Consider the following 14863-nt stretch of genomic DNA (forward strand, 5'->3'; position numbering starts at 1 on the left):
ATTGACGTTAACGTCAGTCTAAGTCCAGCAGGGCAGCAACATGGGCAATCCACGCGAATCCGAACTCCATTACCCCTTGGGCGATACCCTGCCCCAGCCCGGCGAGGCCCTGGACCTGGCGCCGGGCGTGCGCTGGGTGCGCATGGGCCTGCCCTTTGCGCTGGACCACATCAACCTGTGGCTGCTGCGCGACCGCATCGAGGGCCGCGAGGGCTGGACCATCGTCGACTGCGGCATCGCCAGCGACGACACCAAGGCCAACTGGGACCAGGTCTTTGCCGCTCACCTGGACGATTTGCCGGTGCTGCGCGTCATCGCCACCCACTTCCACCCCGACCACCTTGGCCTGGCCCACTGGCTGACCGAGCGCTGGGGCTGCCGGCTGTGGATGAGCGCGACCGACTTCAACCTGGCACGCCTGGCCAGCAGCTCCACGGTCGGCATGGGCGGCGCGTCGGCCGCGGCCTTCTTCGGCAGCCACGGGCTGACCGACCCGGAGTCGCTGGACAAGATCCGCGCCCGCGCTGACTACTACCCCAAGATGGTCCCGGTCGTGCCGGCCAGCTACCGCCGGCTGATGGACGGCAGCGTCATCGACATCGGCGGCCGCTCGTGGCGCTGCATCGCCGGCTACGGCCATGCGCCCGAGCACATCAGCCTGTTCTGTGAAGAGGCGAAGCTGCTGATCAGTGGCGACATGGTGCTGCCGCGCATCTCGACCAATGTCTCCGTCGTCGACGTCGAGCCCGAGGCCGATCCGCTGACGCTGTATCTGGACTCGCTGAAGCGCTATCTGGAGCTGCCGGCCGACACCCTGGTGCTGCCGTCGCACGGCAAGCCCTTCACCGGCCTGCACGAGCGCATCGACCAGCTGCAGGAGCACCACGACGAACGCCTGGCCGAGGTCATGGCCGCCTGCCGCGCCGAGGCCACGCATGCGGCTGGCCTGCTGCCCGTGCTGTTCAAGCGCAAGCTCGACCTGCACCAGACCACCTTCGCCATGGGCGAGGCCATCGCCCATCTGCACGCACTGTGGCTGAAGGGTGAGCTCAAGCGCGAGCTCGGCGCCGACGGCGTGTATCGCTTCCTGCCCGGCTGACCGGTCCAAAGAGAAACGCCGCCGACGATTTGCATCGTGCGGCGGCGGTCTTGCTTAGCTTGGTACCTTCACTCCCTCCGGCTGGGCCGGTCCCGGGTACCTTGTGTGACAGCGTCGGACGGAGTGTTGCTCTTTGTGAAGACGCCGGGATGGCAATGCCTGGGTAGTATTCACATGCAATCCATTGCAGTGAGATCTCCCGGCTTGCCGACTCACTGAACGACGATCGATTCCTCGCGCAGCGCGTCTCGCGAGCGCTCGAAATCGGGCAGCACGGAGCGCACCGTGTCCCAGAAGGCGGGGCTGTGGTTCATCTCGCGCAGATGGGCCAGTTCGTGCGCAACGACGTAGTCGATGATGGCCGGCGCGAAGTGGATGAGGCGCCAGTTCAGGCGGATGCTGCCGTCGGCGCTGGCGCTGCCCCAGCGGGTCTGGGCCGAGGACAGGCGCAGCGTCTTCATCGACACGCCCAGCATGTCGGCGAAATGGTGGCAGCGCGGCAGGAAGTCTTCCTTGGCGCGGGCCTGCAGCCAGGACTGGGCCAGGTCGCGGATCTGCTCGGCCGAGGCGCCGCCGGGCAGGGGCAGGCGCAGCTGACGCGTTTCAGCGTCCCACACGACCTCGCGTTCGGACGGCGCCAGTGCCAGGGTCAGGGCCTCGCCCAGATAGGGCAGGCGGCCGCCGTCCAGCCATTCGATGCGCGAGGCCTGGATGCGCTGCTGGCGCTCGCGCTGCTCGACCAGCTTGCGCAGGATCCAGTCGCCCTTGTGGTGCAGGGCGCGCTCGATCTCGTTGATGGGCACCCAGCGCGGCGCGCTGACGCGCAGGCCCTGCGGCCCGACGACAAAGCCGATGCTGCGCCGGCGCGCGCGCTTGAGCTCGTAGCCGATGCGGTGCTGGCCCAGCAGCAGCTCACGCCGCGCGCGCGGCGCGCCGGGTTCGGCGGGCGTGATCTCCGGCTCCACGTCGAACAGCGACAGCTGGCTGTCCTGCAGGAGTGGGGCCGGACGCTTGGCGGGCATGTTGCTCAGTGTTGGTTGGCGGTGCCGGCGACGCCGGCTTGCGGAGGGTTGGCGTAAGCCTGCGGGTCGAGGCGATGCATTTCGCTCTCGATCCAGTCCTTGACCTCTTTCATCAGCTCGGCGGGTTCGCGGCCAACGGGGCTGATCTGCTTGCCGATGGAGATGTCGACGATGCCGGGGCGCAGCAGGAAGCTCTTGCGCGGCCAGCAGCGTGCGGCGGTGGCAGCGATGGGGACGACGGGCAGGCCGGCCTCGACGGCCAGGCGGGTGCCGCCGGTCTTGTACTCCCCGACCTGGCCGCGCGCGATGCGCGTGCCCTCGGGGAACATGATGATCCAGTTGCCCTGCGCGCCCAGCCGCTTGCCCTGGGCCAGCACCTTGTTCCAGGCCTCGGTGCGGCGGCTGCGGTCGATGTGGATCATGTCGATGCGGCCCATGGCCCAGCCGAAGAAGGGCACATACAGCAGCTCCTTCTTGAACACATAGGCCAGCGGGTGGCTGAACAGCGTCGGATAGGCAAAGGTCTCCCAGGTGCTCTGGTGCTTGGACAGCAGGATGACGCCCGCGGTGCGGTCTTCGGCCGGCGGCAGGTTCTCCATGCCCTGCACCCGCCATTTGATGCCGCAGATGATGCGCGCGCTCCAGATCGCGATCTTCAGCCAATTGGCGCAGGCCCAGTAGATGGGATCACCCCGACGGAAGATGGACAGGATGCAGACGCCCGTCCCCCAGGGGATGACGGTGACGATGAGGACGATGACGAAGATCAGCGAGCGGATGGCGCTCAACACAGTTGCCATCAGGATTTCCAAACGAGTTGCGGTGCGCTCATGGCGGCACCTGGATGCATGACCGAGCAGATGCCGCAGAACCGGCTTGGCCGGGCTGCAGGCGTCGCCCCCTTGAGGGGGCCGGCGTAGCCGGTAGGGGGTGGGCTCATCACTTCAGTGCAGGTCTCCGGCCTGGGTGTCGGGGGTCAAGGCCTGGCCGCGTGCTTCGGCCACGCGGCGGCGCTCTTCCTGGACGATGGTTTCGGCAAAGCTCGTCAGGTCGTCGTGCACCCTGGCATGCGGCACCTGCGCCAGCAGATTGGCCAGTTCGTCGGTGCCGAGGTTGCCGAAGGGCCCGGTCAGCACCAGATGCGGGATGCAGCCGGCGTTCTGGGCCGTCAGCAGGTCGGTCAGCGAGGCGCCCACCATGTGGACGTCCTTGAGCTCGACGTCGAAGCGCTCGCCGATCTGCTGGATCAGCCCCGGCAGGGGCTTGCGGCAGTCGCAGCCTTCCTCAGGCGTGTGCGGGCAGAAGAAGGCGGCATCCAGGCGCCCGCCTTTCTCGGCCAGCAGCTGGTTCAGGCGCAGATGCACGGCATTCAGCGAGGCCATGTCGAGCAGGCCGCGGCCGATGCCGGCCTGGTTGGTGGCCAGCACCGTGTGCCAGCCGGCGTGGTTGAGCCGCGCGACGGCCTCCATCGCGCCCGGCAGCGGGTCGAGCTCCTCTGGCGCCTTGACGTGGTCGTCGCGGTAGCGGTTGAGGGTGCCGTCCCGCCCGAGGATGACGAGCTTCATGCCGTGGGCGTGGTCGGCACGCATCTGGTTTTTAGGCAAGGCGTGACAGGTCGGCGACCCGGTTCATGGCGGCGTGCAGGCGACCCAGCAGGGCCAGGCGGTTGGCACGCAGGGCTGCGTCTTCGGCGTTGACCATCACATCGTCGAAGAAGGCGTCGACCGGTGCCTTCAGCGCGGCCAGGGCTTTCAGCGAGCCGGTGTAGTCATGCTGCTCGAACAGGGTGTCAGCTTGCGGCTGCACCTCGGCAATGGCGGCGGCCAGGGCCTGCTCGGCAGACTCCTTCAGCAGCTCGGCCTTGACCTCGGTGGGCAGCTCACCCTCGACCTTCTTCAGGATGTTGCCGACGCGCTTGTTGGCGGCGGCCAGCGAAGCGGCCTCGGCCAGGGCCGCGAAGGCGCGCACGGCCTCCAGGCGCTTGGGCACGTCGCCGAGTCGCGTGGGAGCCAGCGCCAGCACGGCGTCGACTTCCTGGGCGCTGTAGCCTTGGTCGCGCAGGCTCACGGCCAGGCGGTCGGCGAAGAAGCTCAGCAGGGCCTCGCGAGTGGCTTGCGGGTTCTCGATCAGCTCGCCGAAGGGCGGCAGGGCCGCCTCGATCATGGCGGGCAGGTCCAGCGGCAGGTTCTTCTCGACCAGGATGCGGATGATGCCCAGGGCATGGCGGCGCAGCGCGAAGGGGTCCTTGTCGCCGGTGGGCAACTGGCCGATGCCGAACAGGCCGACCAGGGTCTCGAGCTTGTCGGCCAGGGCCACGACGGTGCCGGTGTGGTTGCGCGGCAGCGCGTCGCCGGCGAAGCGCGGCTTGTAGTGGTCCTCGATGGCGATGGCGACGCCGTCGCGCAGGCCCTCGTGGCGAGCGTAGTAGCCGCCCATGATGCCCTGCAGCTCGGGGAACTCGCCGACCATGTCGGTCAGCAGGTCGCACTTGGCGAGCTGGGCGGCCTGCTTGACCTTGCTGTCCAGCACCTTGAACTCGTCGTCGGCGTCCACCGTGTAGGGCAGGGTGGCCATGCTGAGCTGGTTGACGATGGCGTGAGCTATTGCCGTGACGCGCTCGGCGCGCTCGCCTTGCGAGCCCAGCTTGCCGTGATAGACCACCTTGGCCAGGCCGGGCAGGCGGTCGGCCAGCTTCTTCTTGCGGTCCTGGTCGAAGAAGAACTTGGCGTCGGCCAGGCGCGGGCGCACGACACGCTCGTTGCCCTGCGTGACGGCGCTGGCGTCGGCTGGGGCGATGTTGCTGACGACCAGGAAATGGCGGGTCAGCTTGCCGTGGGAATCCAGCAGCGGGAAGTACTTCTGGTTGGCCTTCATCGTCAGGATGAGGCATTCCTGCGGCACGGCGAGGAACTCGGCTTCGAAGGCGCAGGTCAGCACATTAGGGCGCTCGACCAGGGCCGTCACTTCATCCAGCAGGGCTTCGTCGTCGATGGGCTTGAGGCTGAGGGCATCGGCCGCACCCTTGAGCTGGCGCGAGATCTCGGCGCGGCGCTCGGCAAAGCTGGCGATGACGGCGCCCTGCTCGAACAGCTGCTGGGCGTAGCTGTCGGCCGAGCGAATCGCAAAAGCTTGTACAGGCGATTCGAAGCGATGGCCTTCGGTCATGTTGCTTGCTTCAAGACCCAACGCCTTGACGCCAATGACCGTTTCGCCATGCAGTGCGATCAGTCGATGCGCGGGACGCACAAACTTCACGTCCGTCCAGCCATCGGCCAACTGGTAAGTCATCACCTTGGGGATGGGCAGCCGATGCAGCGCCAGATCGATGGCGCCCTGCAAGGCTATCGACAAATGGCTGCCTGCAGCTTGACCTGGGTCGTGCTTGATAACCCGCTTGCCACCCTCCTCGGCGACGAAGAGTCGGCCCTCGGAGAAGAAAGAGCCAACATCAACGCCTTCGTGATAACCGGCCTTCTGAAGCCGCTTCAATAGTGCCGGTGTCGGGGTACCTTCTTTGAGCCCCACGGCTTCAGGCATCAGCGTTTCCGGCGGCCTCGGCTTCGGCTCTGAAATGGCTCTTACTTTGGAGATGTGTACGCCAAGTCGCCGTGGCGAAGCGAACGACGTGGTCGCCGACTCAGCTTCCAAGAAATCGTTGAGATGCAGGTGTTCGGTGATCGAAGCGGCAAACGACTCGCCCAGCTTCTTCAGCGCCTTGGGCGGCAGTTCTTCGACAAACAGTTCAACGAGCAGGTTGGTCATCACGCGGCCGCCTTCTTGTTGTTCTTCAGTTCGATCTGCGCGACGACTTCATCGGCCCAGGCCTTGGGCGCCATCGGGAAGCCCAGGCGCGCGCGGCTGTCGACATAGCTCTGCGCGACGGCACGGGCCAGGTTGCGGATGCGGCCGATGTAGGCGGCGCGCTCGGTCACCGAGATGGCACCGCGGGCGTCCAGCAGGTTGAAGCTGTGGCCGGCCTTCAGCAACTGCTCGTAGGCGGGCAGGGCCAACTGGTGTTCCATCAGGCTCTTGGACTGCTTCTCATGCGCGGCGAAGGCGCCGAGCAGGAAGTCGACGTCGCTGTGCTCGAAGTTGTAGGTCGACTGCTCGACCTCGTTCTGGTGGAAGACATCGCCATAGGTCAGGCCGTCGGTGTAGACCAGGTCGTAGACCGATTCCTTGCCCTGCAGATACATGGCCAGGCGTTCCAGGCCGTAGGTGATCTCGCCGGTGATGGGCTTGCAGTCGATGCCGCCGACCTGCTGGAAGTAGGTGAACTGCGTCACTTCCATGCCGTTGAGCCAGACCTCCCAGCCCAGGCCCCAGCAGCCGAGGGTCGGGTTCTCCCAATCGTCCTCGACGAAGCGCACGTCGTTCTTCTTCAGATCGAAACCGAGGGCCTCCAGCGAGCCGAGATACAGCTCCAGGATATTGGCCGGTGCCGGCTTGAGCACCACCTGGTATTGGTAGTAGTGCTGCAGGCGGTTCGGGTTCTCGCCGTAGCGGCCGTCCTTGGGGCGGCGGCTGGGCTGCACATAGGCGGCCTTCCAGGGCTCGGGGCCCAAGGCGCGCAGGAAGGTGGCGGTGTGGCTGGTGCCGGCACCGACTTCCATGTCGTAGGGCTGGAGGAGCGCGCAGCCTTGCTTGGACCAATAGTCCTGCAGGGTCAGGATGATTTGCTGGAAGGTCAGCATGGGATCGGGCAGGTGAGGGGTGGTCGATTCTATTGGGCGGCCCTGCGCAGCGCCGTCAGGGCCAACAGGGACAAGATCCACAGCGGCCACAGGCCGACGGTGGCCAGCCAGCGCGCATAGGGCGTGGCGCCGGCGCGGCCTTCGACTTCGGCCTCGAGCACGCCGCGCACCAGCGGCGGCAGGCGCATCGTGACGCGGCCGTGGTGGTCGACGACGGCCGTGGCGCCGGTGTTGGTCGAGCGGGCGACCGGGCGCTGGAACTCCAGGGCCCGCATCTGCGAGAACTGCAGATGCTGGTCCTGGATCATGACGGTGCCGAACCAGGCCAGGTTGCTGACGTTGATGAACATCGTCGCGGCGTCCGGCCCGACGGCGCTCTGCACGACGTCCTCGCCGAACAAGTCCTCGTAGCAGATCAGCGGTCGCAGGCGCTGGCCGGCGACGGCCCAGGGACGCTGGTGGTCGCCGCGGGCCTGGTCGTCCAGCGGGATGTTCATGGCGTGCACGAACCAGCCCAGGCCGGGCGGGATGAATTCGCCGAAGGGCAGCAGGTGGCGCTTGCCGTAGTGGTAGTCGTTGCCGAGGGCGACGACGGAATTGACGAAGCCCTCGTCGGCATTGCCCAGGAAGCTGCCGAGCAGGGCCGGGTGATCGGGCCTGGACAGGCGGGCCAGCGTCGTGCGGTCCAGCTCGGCCAGCGGCAGGGGCACGACGGACTCGGGCGTGATGACGACCTGGCCGCGCGCCGACTCGATCTGCGTCGCCAGCAGGTCGAGGTTGGCCGCGAAGCGGGCCGGGTCGAACTTCTGGTCCTGCGGGATGCTGGGCTGCACCAGGGAGAGGGCCAGCTTGCCGGTGGAGGTCGTGAAGTCCTGCGGCAGCACGAAGCCGGCCAGCGGGATGGCCAGCGCCGGCGCGGCCCAGGCGAGGGCGCCGCGCTTCAGCCACACCAGCCCGGCCGCCGCCAGCGCCGCCAGCGCGCAGATGCCATAGACACCTACCCAGGGCGCCCAGCCCGCCAGCGGGCCGACGGTATGGGCATAGCCCGACGCAATCCAGGGGAAGCCGCTCAGCCAGGTGGCCCGCGCCAGTTCGGCCAGCAGCCAGGCCGGCACCAGGGCCAGCACCCGCCAGCGGCCGGGGGCGATCCAGCGCGCCGTCAGGCCCAGGGCCAGCGCGTAGTAGCCGCTGAGAAAGGCCGCCAGCAGGGCCACTGCGAGGGCGGCCAGCAGCCAGGGGATGCCGCCGAACTGGTGCATGCTGATGTGCAGCCACCACAGGCCCGAGGCCAGCCAGCTGAAGCCAAACAATGCGCCGCCAACGGCCGCCGCCCGGGGCGTGGCCTGCTCGACGACGGCGAACAGCAAGGCCAGCGAGATGAGCTGCAGATACCAGGCCCCCGTCGGGGCAAAGGCGCCGGTGTGCAGCAGGCCGGCGACCAGCGCGACGGCCGCCGCCCTCGCGCCCTTCACGCTTCGGACTCTTCTTCGGGCGCGCGAGTCACCTTGAACCAGCGCACGGCGCCGCCGCGGGTCAGCATGACGGCGAAGTTCAGCCCTTCAACCGTGACGACCTCGCCGCGGCGCGGTACGCGGCCGTGCTCGTGGGCGACCAGGCCGCCGATGGTGTCGAAGTCGTTGTCGGGCAGGGACAGGCCGAAGGCACCGTTGACGGCGGCGATGGTCGCGTCGCCGGCGACGCGCTGGCTGCCGTCGGCCAGGGTGTAGAGGCCGGATTCGCCGTCCTTCTCGTCGAACTCGTCCTCGATCTCGCCGACGATCTCCTCCAGCACGTCCTCGATCGTGATGAGGCCGGCCGTGTTGCCGAATTCGTCGATGACGATGGCGAGGTGGTTGCGGTTGGAGCGGAAGTCGCGCAGCAGCTCGTTGAGCCCCTTGCTCTCGGGCACGAAGACGGTGGGTCGCAGCAGGGCGCGCAGGTTCAGCTCGGGGGCGCGCTGCATCTTCAGCAGGTCCTTTGCGAGCAGGATGCCGATGATGTTGTCGCGCCTGCCTTCATAGACCGGGAAGCGCGAATGGCCGCTGTCGATGACCAGGCCCAGCAGCTCGTCGTAGGGGGCGTCGATGTCCAGCAGGTCCATGCGTGGTGCGGCCACCATGGCGTCGCCGGCCGACAGCTCGGCCATGCGCAGCACGCCTTCCAGCATCTGGCGCGATTCGGGCTCGATCAGCTCGCGCTGCTCGGCCTCGGCCAGGGTCTCGATCAGTTCGGTCTTGGAGTCGGGGCCGGGGTGCAGGAACTCCAGCATGCGCTCCAGCAGGCCGCGGGCCTCGGGCGGGTGTTTGGCGGCCCCGCGAACTGGGGGCCTGCCTGAATGCGGTTCGCTCAAGGGGCGCTGTCAGGGTATTGCGGAAGGGACAGAATAGCCGATTGGTTTGACAAAACTTGATCCGGGGCGCCCCGCCCCCATATCTGTTGCCTTCGAGAAAACGGTCCCCCATCATGTCCAAGCCCCAAGGCCTCATCCCCGCCACCATCCTGACCGGCTTCCTCGGCGCCGGAAAAACCACGCTGCTCAAGCGGGTGTTGACCGAGGCCCATGGCCAGAAGATCGCCGTCATCGAAAACGAGTTCGGCGAAGAGAACATTGACACCGACATCCTGGTGTCGGACACCAACGAGCAGATCATCCAGATGAGCAATGGCTGCGTCTGCTGCACCATCCGCGAGGACCTGCGCACGACGCTGAGCGATCTGGCCGCCAAGCGCCGCAAGGGTGAACTGGACTTCGACCGCGTCGTCATCGAGACCACCGGCCTGGCCGACCCCGGCCCCGTGGCCCAGACCTTCTTCATGGACGACGAGATCGCCGAGAGCTATCTGCTGGACTCCGTGCTGACCCTGGTGGACGCCAAGCACGCCGAGGAGCAGCTGAACACCCGCCAGGAAGCGCGCATGCAGGTGGGGTTTGCCGACCAGATCTTCGTCAGCAAGGCCGACCTGGTCGAGCCGGCGGCCGTCGAGGCCCTGGTGCACCGCGTCAAGCACATGAACCCGCGCGCACCCATCCAGACCGCCCATTTCGGCGAGGTGCCGCTGGCCAAGATCTTTGACCTGCGCGGCTTCAATCTGAACGCCAAGCTGGAGATCGACCCCGATTTCCTGAAGGCCGATTCACATGACCATCATCATCATGATCACGACCACCACGATCATGAGCATGGCGAGCATTGCGACCACCCCCATCACCACGCGCACGACGACGACGTGAAGAGCTTCGTCTTCCGCGCCGACAAGCCCTTCAACCCGGCCAAGCTGGAGGACTTCCTGGGCGCCATCGTGCAGGTCTACGGTCCCAAGATGCTCAGATACAAGGGTGTCCTACACATGAAAGGCACGGACAAGAAGGTCATCTTCCAGGGCGTGCATCAGATGATGGGGTCCGATCTGGGCCCGAAATGGATGCCTGGAGAGAAAAAGCAGAGCAAGATGGTGTTCATTGGCATCGACCTTCCCAAAGAGGTGTTGATGCAAGGCTTGGAAGGCTGCTTGGCGTGATGTTTTGACCTCCGGAGACACCGTTTCCGGGGGGCTACAGACTGTTGGTTCCGCATGGCTACAATCCGCCGCGCTCAAAATTGGGCTGCCGGCTCAAAAGCAGTGGGATCAAGGTCTGACACCGCGCCGATGCAAGCCCTGAGCGAGGAGAAGACTGTGAGCAAGACCCCGGCCTCAAAAACCACCGCCGCATCCAAGGGTGCGAAGAAAACCGATGCCGGCGCTGACGTCGCCACGTTGGAAGCGCCCGCGCCCGCGAATCGCTTTGCCGACCGCTTCGCCCCGCCCAAACCACCCGTGCGTGGTGCCAACCAGGCGGAGGAGACGCCGCGCATTGCCGCCAAGGGGGATCCCAAGCTGGCCAACGCCTGGAAAAGCAAATCGGGTGCCGAGCTGAGTGATGCCGAGGTCCTGGCCATGCCGGACTCGGAATACATGAATGCCAAGCAGATCGAGTTCTTCCGCGCCAAGCTGACCGAGCTGAAGGACGGCGTGCTGTCCAACGCGGGTGAGACGACCGAGCATCTGCGCGAGGACACGACCATCGTCCCCGACCCGGCCGACCGCGCCACCATCGAGGAAGAACACGCCCTGGAGCTGCGCACGCGGGACCGCGAACGCAAACTGCTCAAGAAGATCGTGCAATCCATCGCACGTTTGGACAGCGGCGACTATGGCTATTGCGACGAAACCGGCGAACCTATCGGTCTGGGCCGTTTGATTGCCCGCCCGACGGCGACGCTGTCGCTCGAAGCGCAACAGCGCCGCGAGCTCAAGCAGAAGATGTTCGGGGACTGATACCCTAGCCACGTGACCATGTCCGACTCCAAGCCCGCAGACCCGAAGGAAGGTGACAGCTTCTTCCGCAAGGTTGCGCGCTTCGTGGCCAACCCCACGACGGACTGGTCCGAGATCAACTCGCGCCAGGATGACCCCGAGGGCGACCTGGCCAAGGCCGAGTTGCGCGCCATGGTGGAGCGCAAGCGCCGCAACGACTTTGTGCGCAAGCGCGAGCTCGACATGCTGCGCCGCATCCGCCGTGAGGGCCTGACACCCGAGCAACTGGCCGCCCTGGCCTCGTCGCCGTCCCGCCTGGGTGACGATGAGCGCATCAGCGAGCCCAATTCCAAGATCGATCTCGGCGTGAAGGCCAAGATCGACGAGATCGAGCAGCAGATGGTGGGCGAGAGCTTTGCGACGACGCAGGCCGTGCCCAAGCAGCAGCCCGGTTTCTTCGACACCAGCACCCGGCCGGTGGCCTTTGCGGCCACGGTCGCGTCGCCGCCGCCGCCCGATGGCGGTCGCGTCAGCGAGTTCTCCACGCCCAGCGAGGTGGAGCGCCTGCAGGCCCCGACGCCGCCGGCCTCGGTGACCATGGGTGCCGCCATTCCGCCGCTGTCCGATTCTCCGGCCAGCCGCCTGCCCGATCTGCCGCCGCTGGACCTGTCGCTGTCCTTCACGCTGGCCGAGTCCACGCCCGAGGTCGAGGTGCAGGAGGTCGTGCACGACCCGGAGCTCGACGAGGCCGTCATCGCCTTCGCCAACGCCGACTACGACACCAGCGAGCACGCCCTGACCGAACTGGTGCGCCCGGGGGGCAGCCGCAACCTGCACGGCGAGACCTGGCTGGTGCTGTTCGACCACTACCGGGCCACCGGTGCCCAGGGCAAGTTCGAGGCGCTGGCGGTCGAGTACGCCCAGCAGTTCGGCCTGTCGGCGCCGCAGTGGTTCTCCATGCCCAAGCTGGTGGCCGAATCGACGCGCCAGTCCAACCGCTCCCCCATGGCCAAGGCCAGCCAGGTCAGCTGGACGGCGCCTGGCACCGTGAGGGCCGAGGACGTGGGCATCCTGCAAAAGCGCAGCGAGACCCTGCCCATGCCCTGGGTCTTCGACTGGGGCGCGCTGGACCAGATCGAGATCGAGGCCGCCATCCAGATGCGCCAGCTGTTCCGCCACTGGGCGAACCAGCAGGTCGACCAGCGCTGGGTGGGTGGCGACCGCTTCCTGAACCAGCTCAAGGAACTGGCCCCGGTCGGCGAACGCGATACCGACCCGGCGATGTGGATGCTGCGCCTGGAGGCGCTGCGCCTGGCCAACCGGCCCGACCAGTTCGACGAGGCCGCCATCGACTACTGCGTGACCTACGAGGTCTCGCCGCCGTCGTGGGAGCGCGCCAAGTGCCGCGTGCGTATCGGCGGTGAAGGGTCGTCGACCCACAACCCGCCTACCACCAGCATGCAGGCCGAGGCCCAGTCGACCTTCCTCGACACCAGCGTCGAGGTCAGCCTGGCCCAGCTCGAACTGATGGGCCAACTGAGCGGCGACATCTCCGAGAACCTGCGCATCCTGTCCACCGAGGTCGGCGAGGCCAGCCTCATCAACATCTCCTGCACCAAGCTGATCCGCCTGGACTTCATGGCCGCCGGCGACCTGTTGAACTGGGTGCTGCAGCGCCGCAGCGAAAACCGCATGGTCGTCTTCAACGACGCCCACCGTCTGGTGGCGCTGTTCTTCGGCGCGATGGGCATCAACGAGCACGCCAAGGTCAAGGTCCGTATCAATTGATCCGGCGGCCCTGGGCCGACCTTGCGAAACTCCGGCTGAACCTCAACTGGTACGGCCTATGTCCTCCTCAGAATCTTCCGCCGTCTATCACGGCACCACCATCGTTTCCGTGCGGCGCCAGACGCCCGCCGGCTGGCAGGTCGCCATCGGCGGCGACGGCCAGGTCACGCTGGGCAACACCATCGTCAAGGCCAGTGCACGCAAGGTGCGCAAGCTCTACCGCGACCAGGTGCTGGCCGGCTTTGCCGGTGCGACGGCCGACGCCTTCACGCTGTTCGAGCGCTTCGAAGCCAAGCTGGAAAAGCACCAGGGGCATCTGGTGCGCGCCGCCGTCGAGCTGACGCGCGACTGGCGCACCGACCGCGTGCTGCGCCGCCTGGAAGCCATGCTGGCCGTGGCCGACAAGACGGCCTCCCTCATCATCACCGGCAACGGCGACGTGCTGGAGCCCGAGCAGGGCATCGTCGCCATCGGCTCGGGCGGCGCCTACGCCCAGGCCGCTGCCAAGGCCCTGCTGGCCCACACCGAGCTGAGCGCGGCCGACATCGTCAAGCAGTCCCTCGTCATCGCCGGCGAGATCTGCATCTACACCAACCAGAACCACACGCTGGAGGTTCTGGAATGAGCAGCATGACCCCTCAGGAAATCGTCTCTGAGCTGGACCGCCACATCGTCGGCCAGCAGGCCGCCAAGCGCGCCGTCGCCATCGCCATGCGCAACCGCTGGCGGCGCCAGCAGGTCGACGAGAAGCTGCGCGGCGAGATCACACCCAAGAACATCCTGATGATCGGTCCGACCGGCGTCGGCAAGACCGAGATCGCACGCCGCCTGGCCCGGCTGGCCGGCGCCCCCTTCGTCAAGGTCGAGGCGACCAAGTTCACCGAGGTGGGCTATGTCGGCAAGGATGTGGACTCCATCGTGCGCGACCTTGTGGAGGTGGCCGTCAAGCAGGAGCGCGAGGTGGCCATGCGCCGCTGCCAGACCCGTGCCGAAGACGCCGCCGAGGAGCGCATCCTGGCCGTGCTGCTGCCGGGCAGCGAGCCCGACAACGCCACCCGCCAGACCATGCGCAAGCGCCTGCGCGAGGGCCAGCTCGACGACAAGGACATCGAACTCGACCTGCTGGCGCCCAAGCCGACGATGGAGTTGCTGGGCCCCTTCGGCAACCAGCCCGGCATGGAAGACATGGCCGAGCAGCTCAAGGGCATGTTCAGCCAGTTCGGCGGCAACCAGAAGAAGACGCGCAAGCTCAAGATTGCCGAGGCGATGAAGCTGCTGATCGACGAGGAAGCCGCCAAGCTCGTCAACGAGGAAGAGATCCGCACCACGGCACTGACGAATGCCCAGGAGATGGGCATCGTCTTCATCGACGAGATCGACAAGGTGGCCTCGCGCAATGAGCACGGCGGCGCGGAGGTGTCGCGCCAGGGTGTGCAGCGCGACCTGCTGCCGCTGGTGGAAGGCACGACGGTGTCGACCAAGTACGGCCTGGTCAAGACCGACCATGTCCTCTTCATCGCCAGCGGGGCCTTTCACCTCGCCAAGCCCAGCGATCTCATCCCCGAGCTGCAGGGCCGCCTGCCCATCCGCGTCGAGCTGGACTCGCTGTCGGTGGCCGACTTCGAAGCCATCCTGACCAGCACCCACGCCAGCCTGGTCAAGCAATACCAGGCCTTGCTGGCCACCGAGGGCGTCACGCTGGACCTGCAGCCCGGCGCCATCCGCCGCCTGGCGGAGATCGCTTTCGAGGTCAACGAGCGCACCGAGAACATCGGCGCGCGGCGCCTGGCGACGGTGATGGAGAGGCTGCTCGACGAGATCAGTTTCGACGCGCCGCGCAACGCGGGTCAGACCGTGTCGCTGGATGCAGCGGCGGTGGATGCCAAGCTGGGCGCGCTGGCGGCGAACGAGGATCTCAGCCGCTTCATTCTGTAGTCGTGCCTTCCCAAGCGGCTGCCGTGGAA

At 66.9% G+C, this 14863-nt stretch carries 13 protein-coding genes; 6 read left to right on the forward strand and 7 right to left on the reverse strand.

Annotated features, from left to right (window positions below; genetic code table 11):
* The first annotated feature begins 40 nt into the window (after positions 1–40).
* Positions 41–1099 carry an MBL fold metallo-hydrolase gene (locus ACS5PN_RS18735; protein WP_439465500.1) on the forward strand — a complete coding sequence of 353 codons (1059 nt, stop codon included), beginning with the start codon at positions 41–43 and terminating at the stop codon, positions 1097–1099.
* Positions 1100–1311: 212 nt separating this feature from the next.
* On the opposite strand, the gene ACS5PN_RS18740 is transcribed toward ACS5PN_RS18735, so the two are convergent.
* From ACS5PN_RS18740 to ACS5PN_RS18770, 7 genes are all read right to left on the reverse strand, one after another.
* Positions 1312–2121, reverse strand: coding sequence for a M48 family metallopeptidase (locus ACS5PN_RS18740; protein ID WP_439465501.1), 810 nt, complete (start codon positions 2119–2121; stop codon positions 1312–1314).
* Positions 2122–2126: 5 nt separating this feature from the next.
* Entirely contained in the window at positions 2127–2921 is a 795-nt protein-coding gene (locus ACS5PN_RS18745) for a lysophospholipid acyltransferase family protein (RefSeq protein WP_439465502.1), read from the reverse strand.
* Positions 2922–3065: 144 nt separating this feature from the next.
* Positions 3066–3710 (reverse strand): D-glycero-beta-D-manno-heptose 1,7-bisphosphate 7-phosphatase, encoded by a 645-nt coding sequence (gmhB, locus tag ACS5PN_RS18750; protein WP_439465503.1) that lies wholly within the window; start codon positions 3708–3710, stop codon positions 3066–3068.
* 7 nt (positions 3711–3717) lie between these two features.
* A complete protein-coding gene (gene glyS, locus ACS5PN_RS18755) occupies positions 3718–5883 on the reverse strand; it encodes a glycine--tRNA ligase subunit beta (protein ID WP_439465504.1) in 2166 nt (721 codons plus the stop codon).
* Positions 5883–6815, reverse strand: a complete 933-nt coding sequence (gene glyQ / locus ACS5PN_RS18760) for a glycine--tRNA ligase subunit alpha (protein ID WP_439465505.1) — start codon at positions 6813–6815, stop codon at positions 5883–5885. Before glyQ ends, glyS begins: the two co-directional genes overlap by 1 nt.
* A gap of 29 nt (positions 6816–6844) precedes the next feature.
* Positions 6845–8287, reverse strand: a complete 1443-nt coding sequence (gene lnt / locus ACS5PN_RS18765) for an apolipoprotein N-acyltransferase (RefSeq protein WP_439465506.1) — start codon at positions 8285–8287, stop codon at positions 6845–6847.
* A complete protein-coding gene (locus tag ACS5PN_RS18770; protein WP_439465507.1) occupies positions 8284–9165 on the reverse strand; it encodes an HlyC/CorC family transporter in 882 nt (293 codons plus the stop codon). The genes lnt and ACS5PN_RS18770 overlap by 4 nt, the downstream gene beginning before the upstream one ends.
* A 113-nt stretch (positions 9166–9278) precedes the next feature.
* Between ACS5PN_RS18770 and ACS5PN_RS18775 the strand changes: the two genes are divergently transcribed.
* The 5 genes from ACS5PN_RS18775 (at position 9279) to hslU (ending at position 14834) form a co-directional block, all read left to right on the forward strand.
* On the forward strand, positions 9279–10334 hold the full coding sequence (locus tag ACS5PN_RS18775) for a CobW family GTP-binding protein (protein ID WP_439465508.1): 1056 nt from the start codon (positions 9279–9281) through the stop codon (positions 10332–10334).
* Between the two features lie 156 nt (positions 10335–10490).
* A complete protein-coding gene (gene dksA / locus ACS5PN_RS18780) occupies positions 10491–11132 on the forward strand; it encodes an RNA polymerase-binding protein DksA (RefSeq protein ID WP_439465509.1) in 642 nt (213 codons plus the stop codon).
* An 18-nt stretch (positions 11133–11150) separates the two neighbouring features.
* A complete protein-coding gene (locus ACS5PN_RS18785) occupies positions 11151–12899 on the forward strand; it encodes a hypothetical protein (RefSeq protein ID WP_439465510.1) in 1749 nt (582 codons plus the stop codon).
* A gap of 58 nt (positions 12900–12957) precedes the next feature.
* Positions 12958–13524, forward strand: a complete 567-nt coding sequence (hslV, locus tag ACS5PN_RS18790; protein WP_439465511.1) for an ATP-dependent protease subunit HslV — start codon at positions 12958–12960, stop codon at positions 13522–13524.
* Entirely contained in the window at positions 13521–14834 is a 1314-nt protein-coding gene (gene hslU, locus ACS5PN_RS18795) for an ATP-dependent protease ATPase subunit HslU (RefSeq protein ID WP_439465512.1), read from the forward strand. Before hslV ends, hslU begins: the two co-directional genes overlap by 4 nt.
* Positions 14835–14863 lie beyond the last annotated feature (29 nt).

It is taken from the genome of Roseateles sp. NT4, from assembly GCF_051857475.1.
GTDB lineage: Bacteria > Pseudomonadota > Gammaproteobacteria > Burkholderiales > Burkholderiaceae_C > Pelomonas.

Coding starts and splice junctions, on each gene's coding strand:
- glyS (WP_439465504.1), bottom strand. CDS start 5,883: ATGACCAACCTGCTCGTTGAACTGTTTGTCGAAGAACTGCCGCCCAAG.
- ACS5PN_RS18745 (WP_439465502.1), bottom strand. CDS start 2,921: ATGGCAACTGTGTTGAGCGCCATCCGCTCGCTGATCTTCGTCATCGTC.
- ACS5PN_RS18785 (WP_439465510.1), top strand. CDS start 11,151: ATGTCCGACTCCAAGCCCGCAGACCCGAAGGAAGGTGACAGCTTCTTC.
- hslV (WP_439465511.1), top strand. CDS start 12,958: ATGTCCTCCTCAGAATCTTCCGCCGTCTATCACGGCACCACCATCGTT.
- gmhB (WP_439465503.1), bottom strand. CDS start 3,710: ATGCGTGCCGACCACGCCCACGGCATGAAGCTCGTCATCCTCGGGCGG.
- glyQ (WP_439465505.1), bottom strand. CDS start 6,815: ATGCTGACCTTCCAGCAAATCATCCTGACCCTGCAGGACTATTGGTCC.
- ACS5PN_RS18775 (WP_439465508.1), top strand. CDS start 9,279: ATGTCCAAGCCCCAAGGCCTCATCCCCGCCACCATCCTGACCGGCTTC.
- ACS5PN_RS18740 (WP_439465501.1), bottom strand. CDS start 2,121: ATGCCCGCCAAGCGTCCGGCCCCACTCCTGCAGGACAGCCAGCTGTCG.
- ACS5PN_RS18735 (WP_439465500.1), top strand. CDS start 41: ATGGGCAATCCACGCGAATCCGAACTCCATTACCCCTTGGGCGATACC.
- hslU (WP_439465512.1), top strand. CDS start 13,521: ATGAGCAGCATGACCCCTCAGGAAATCGTCTCTGAGCTGGACCGCCAC.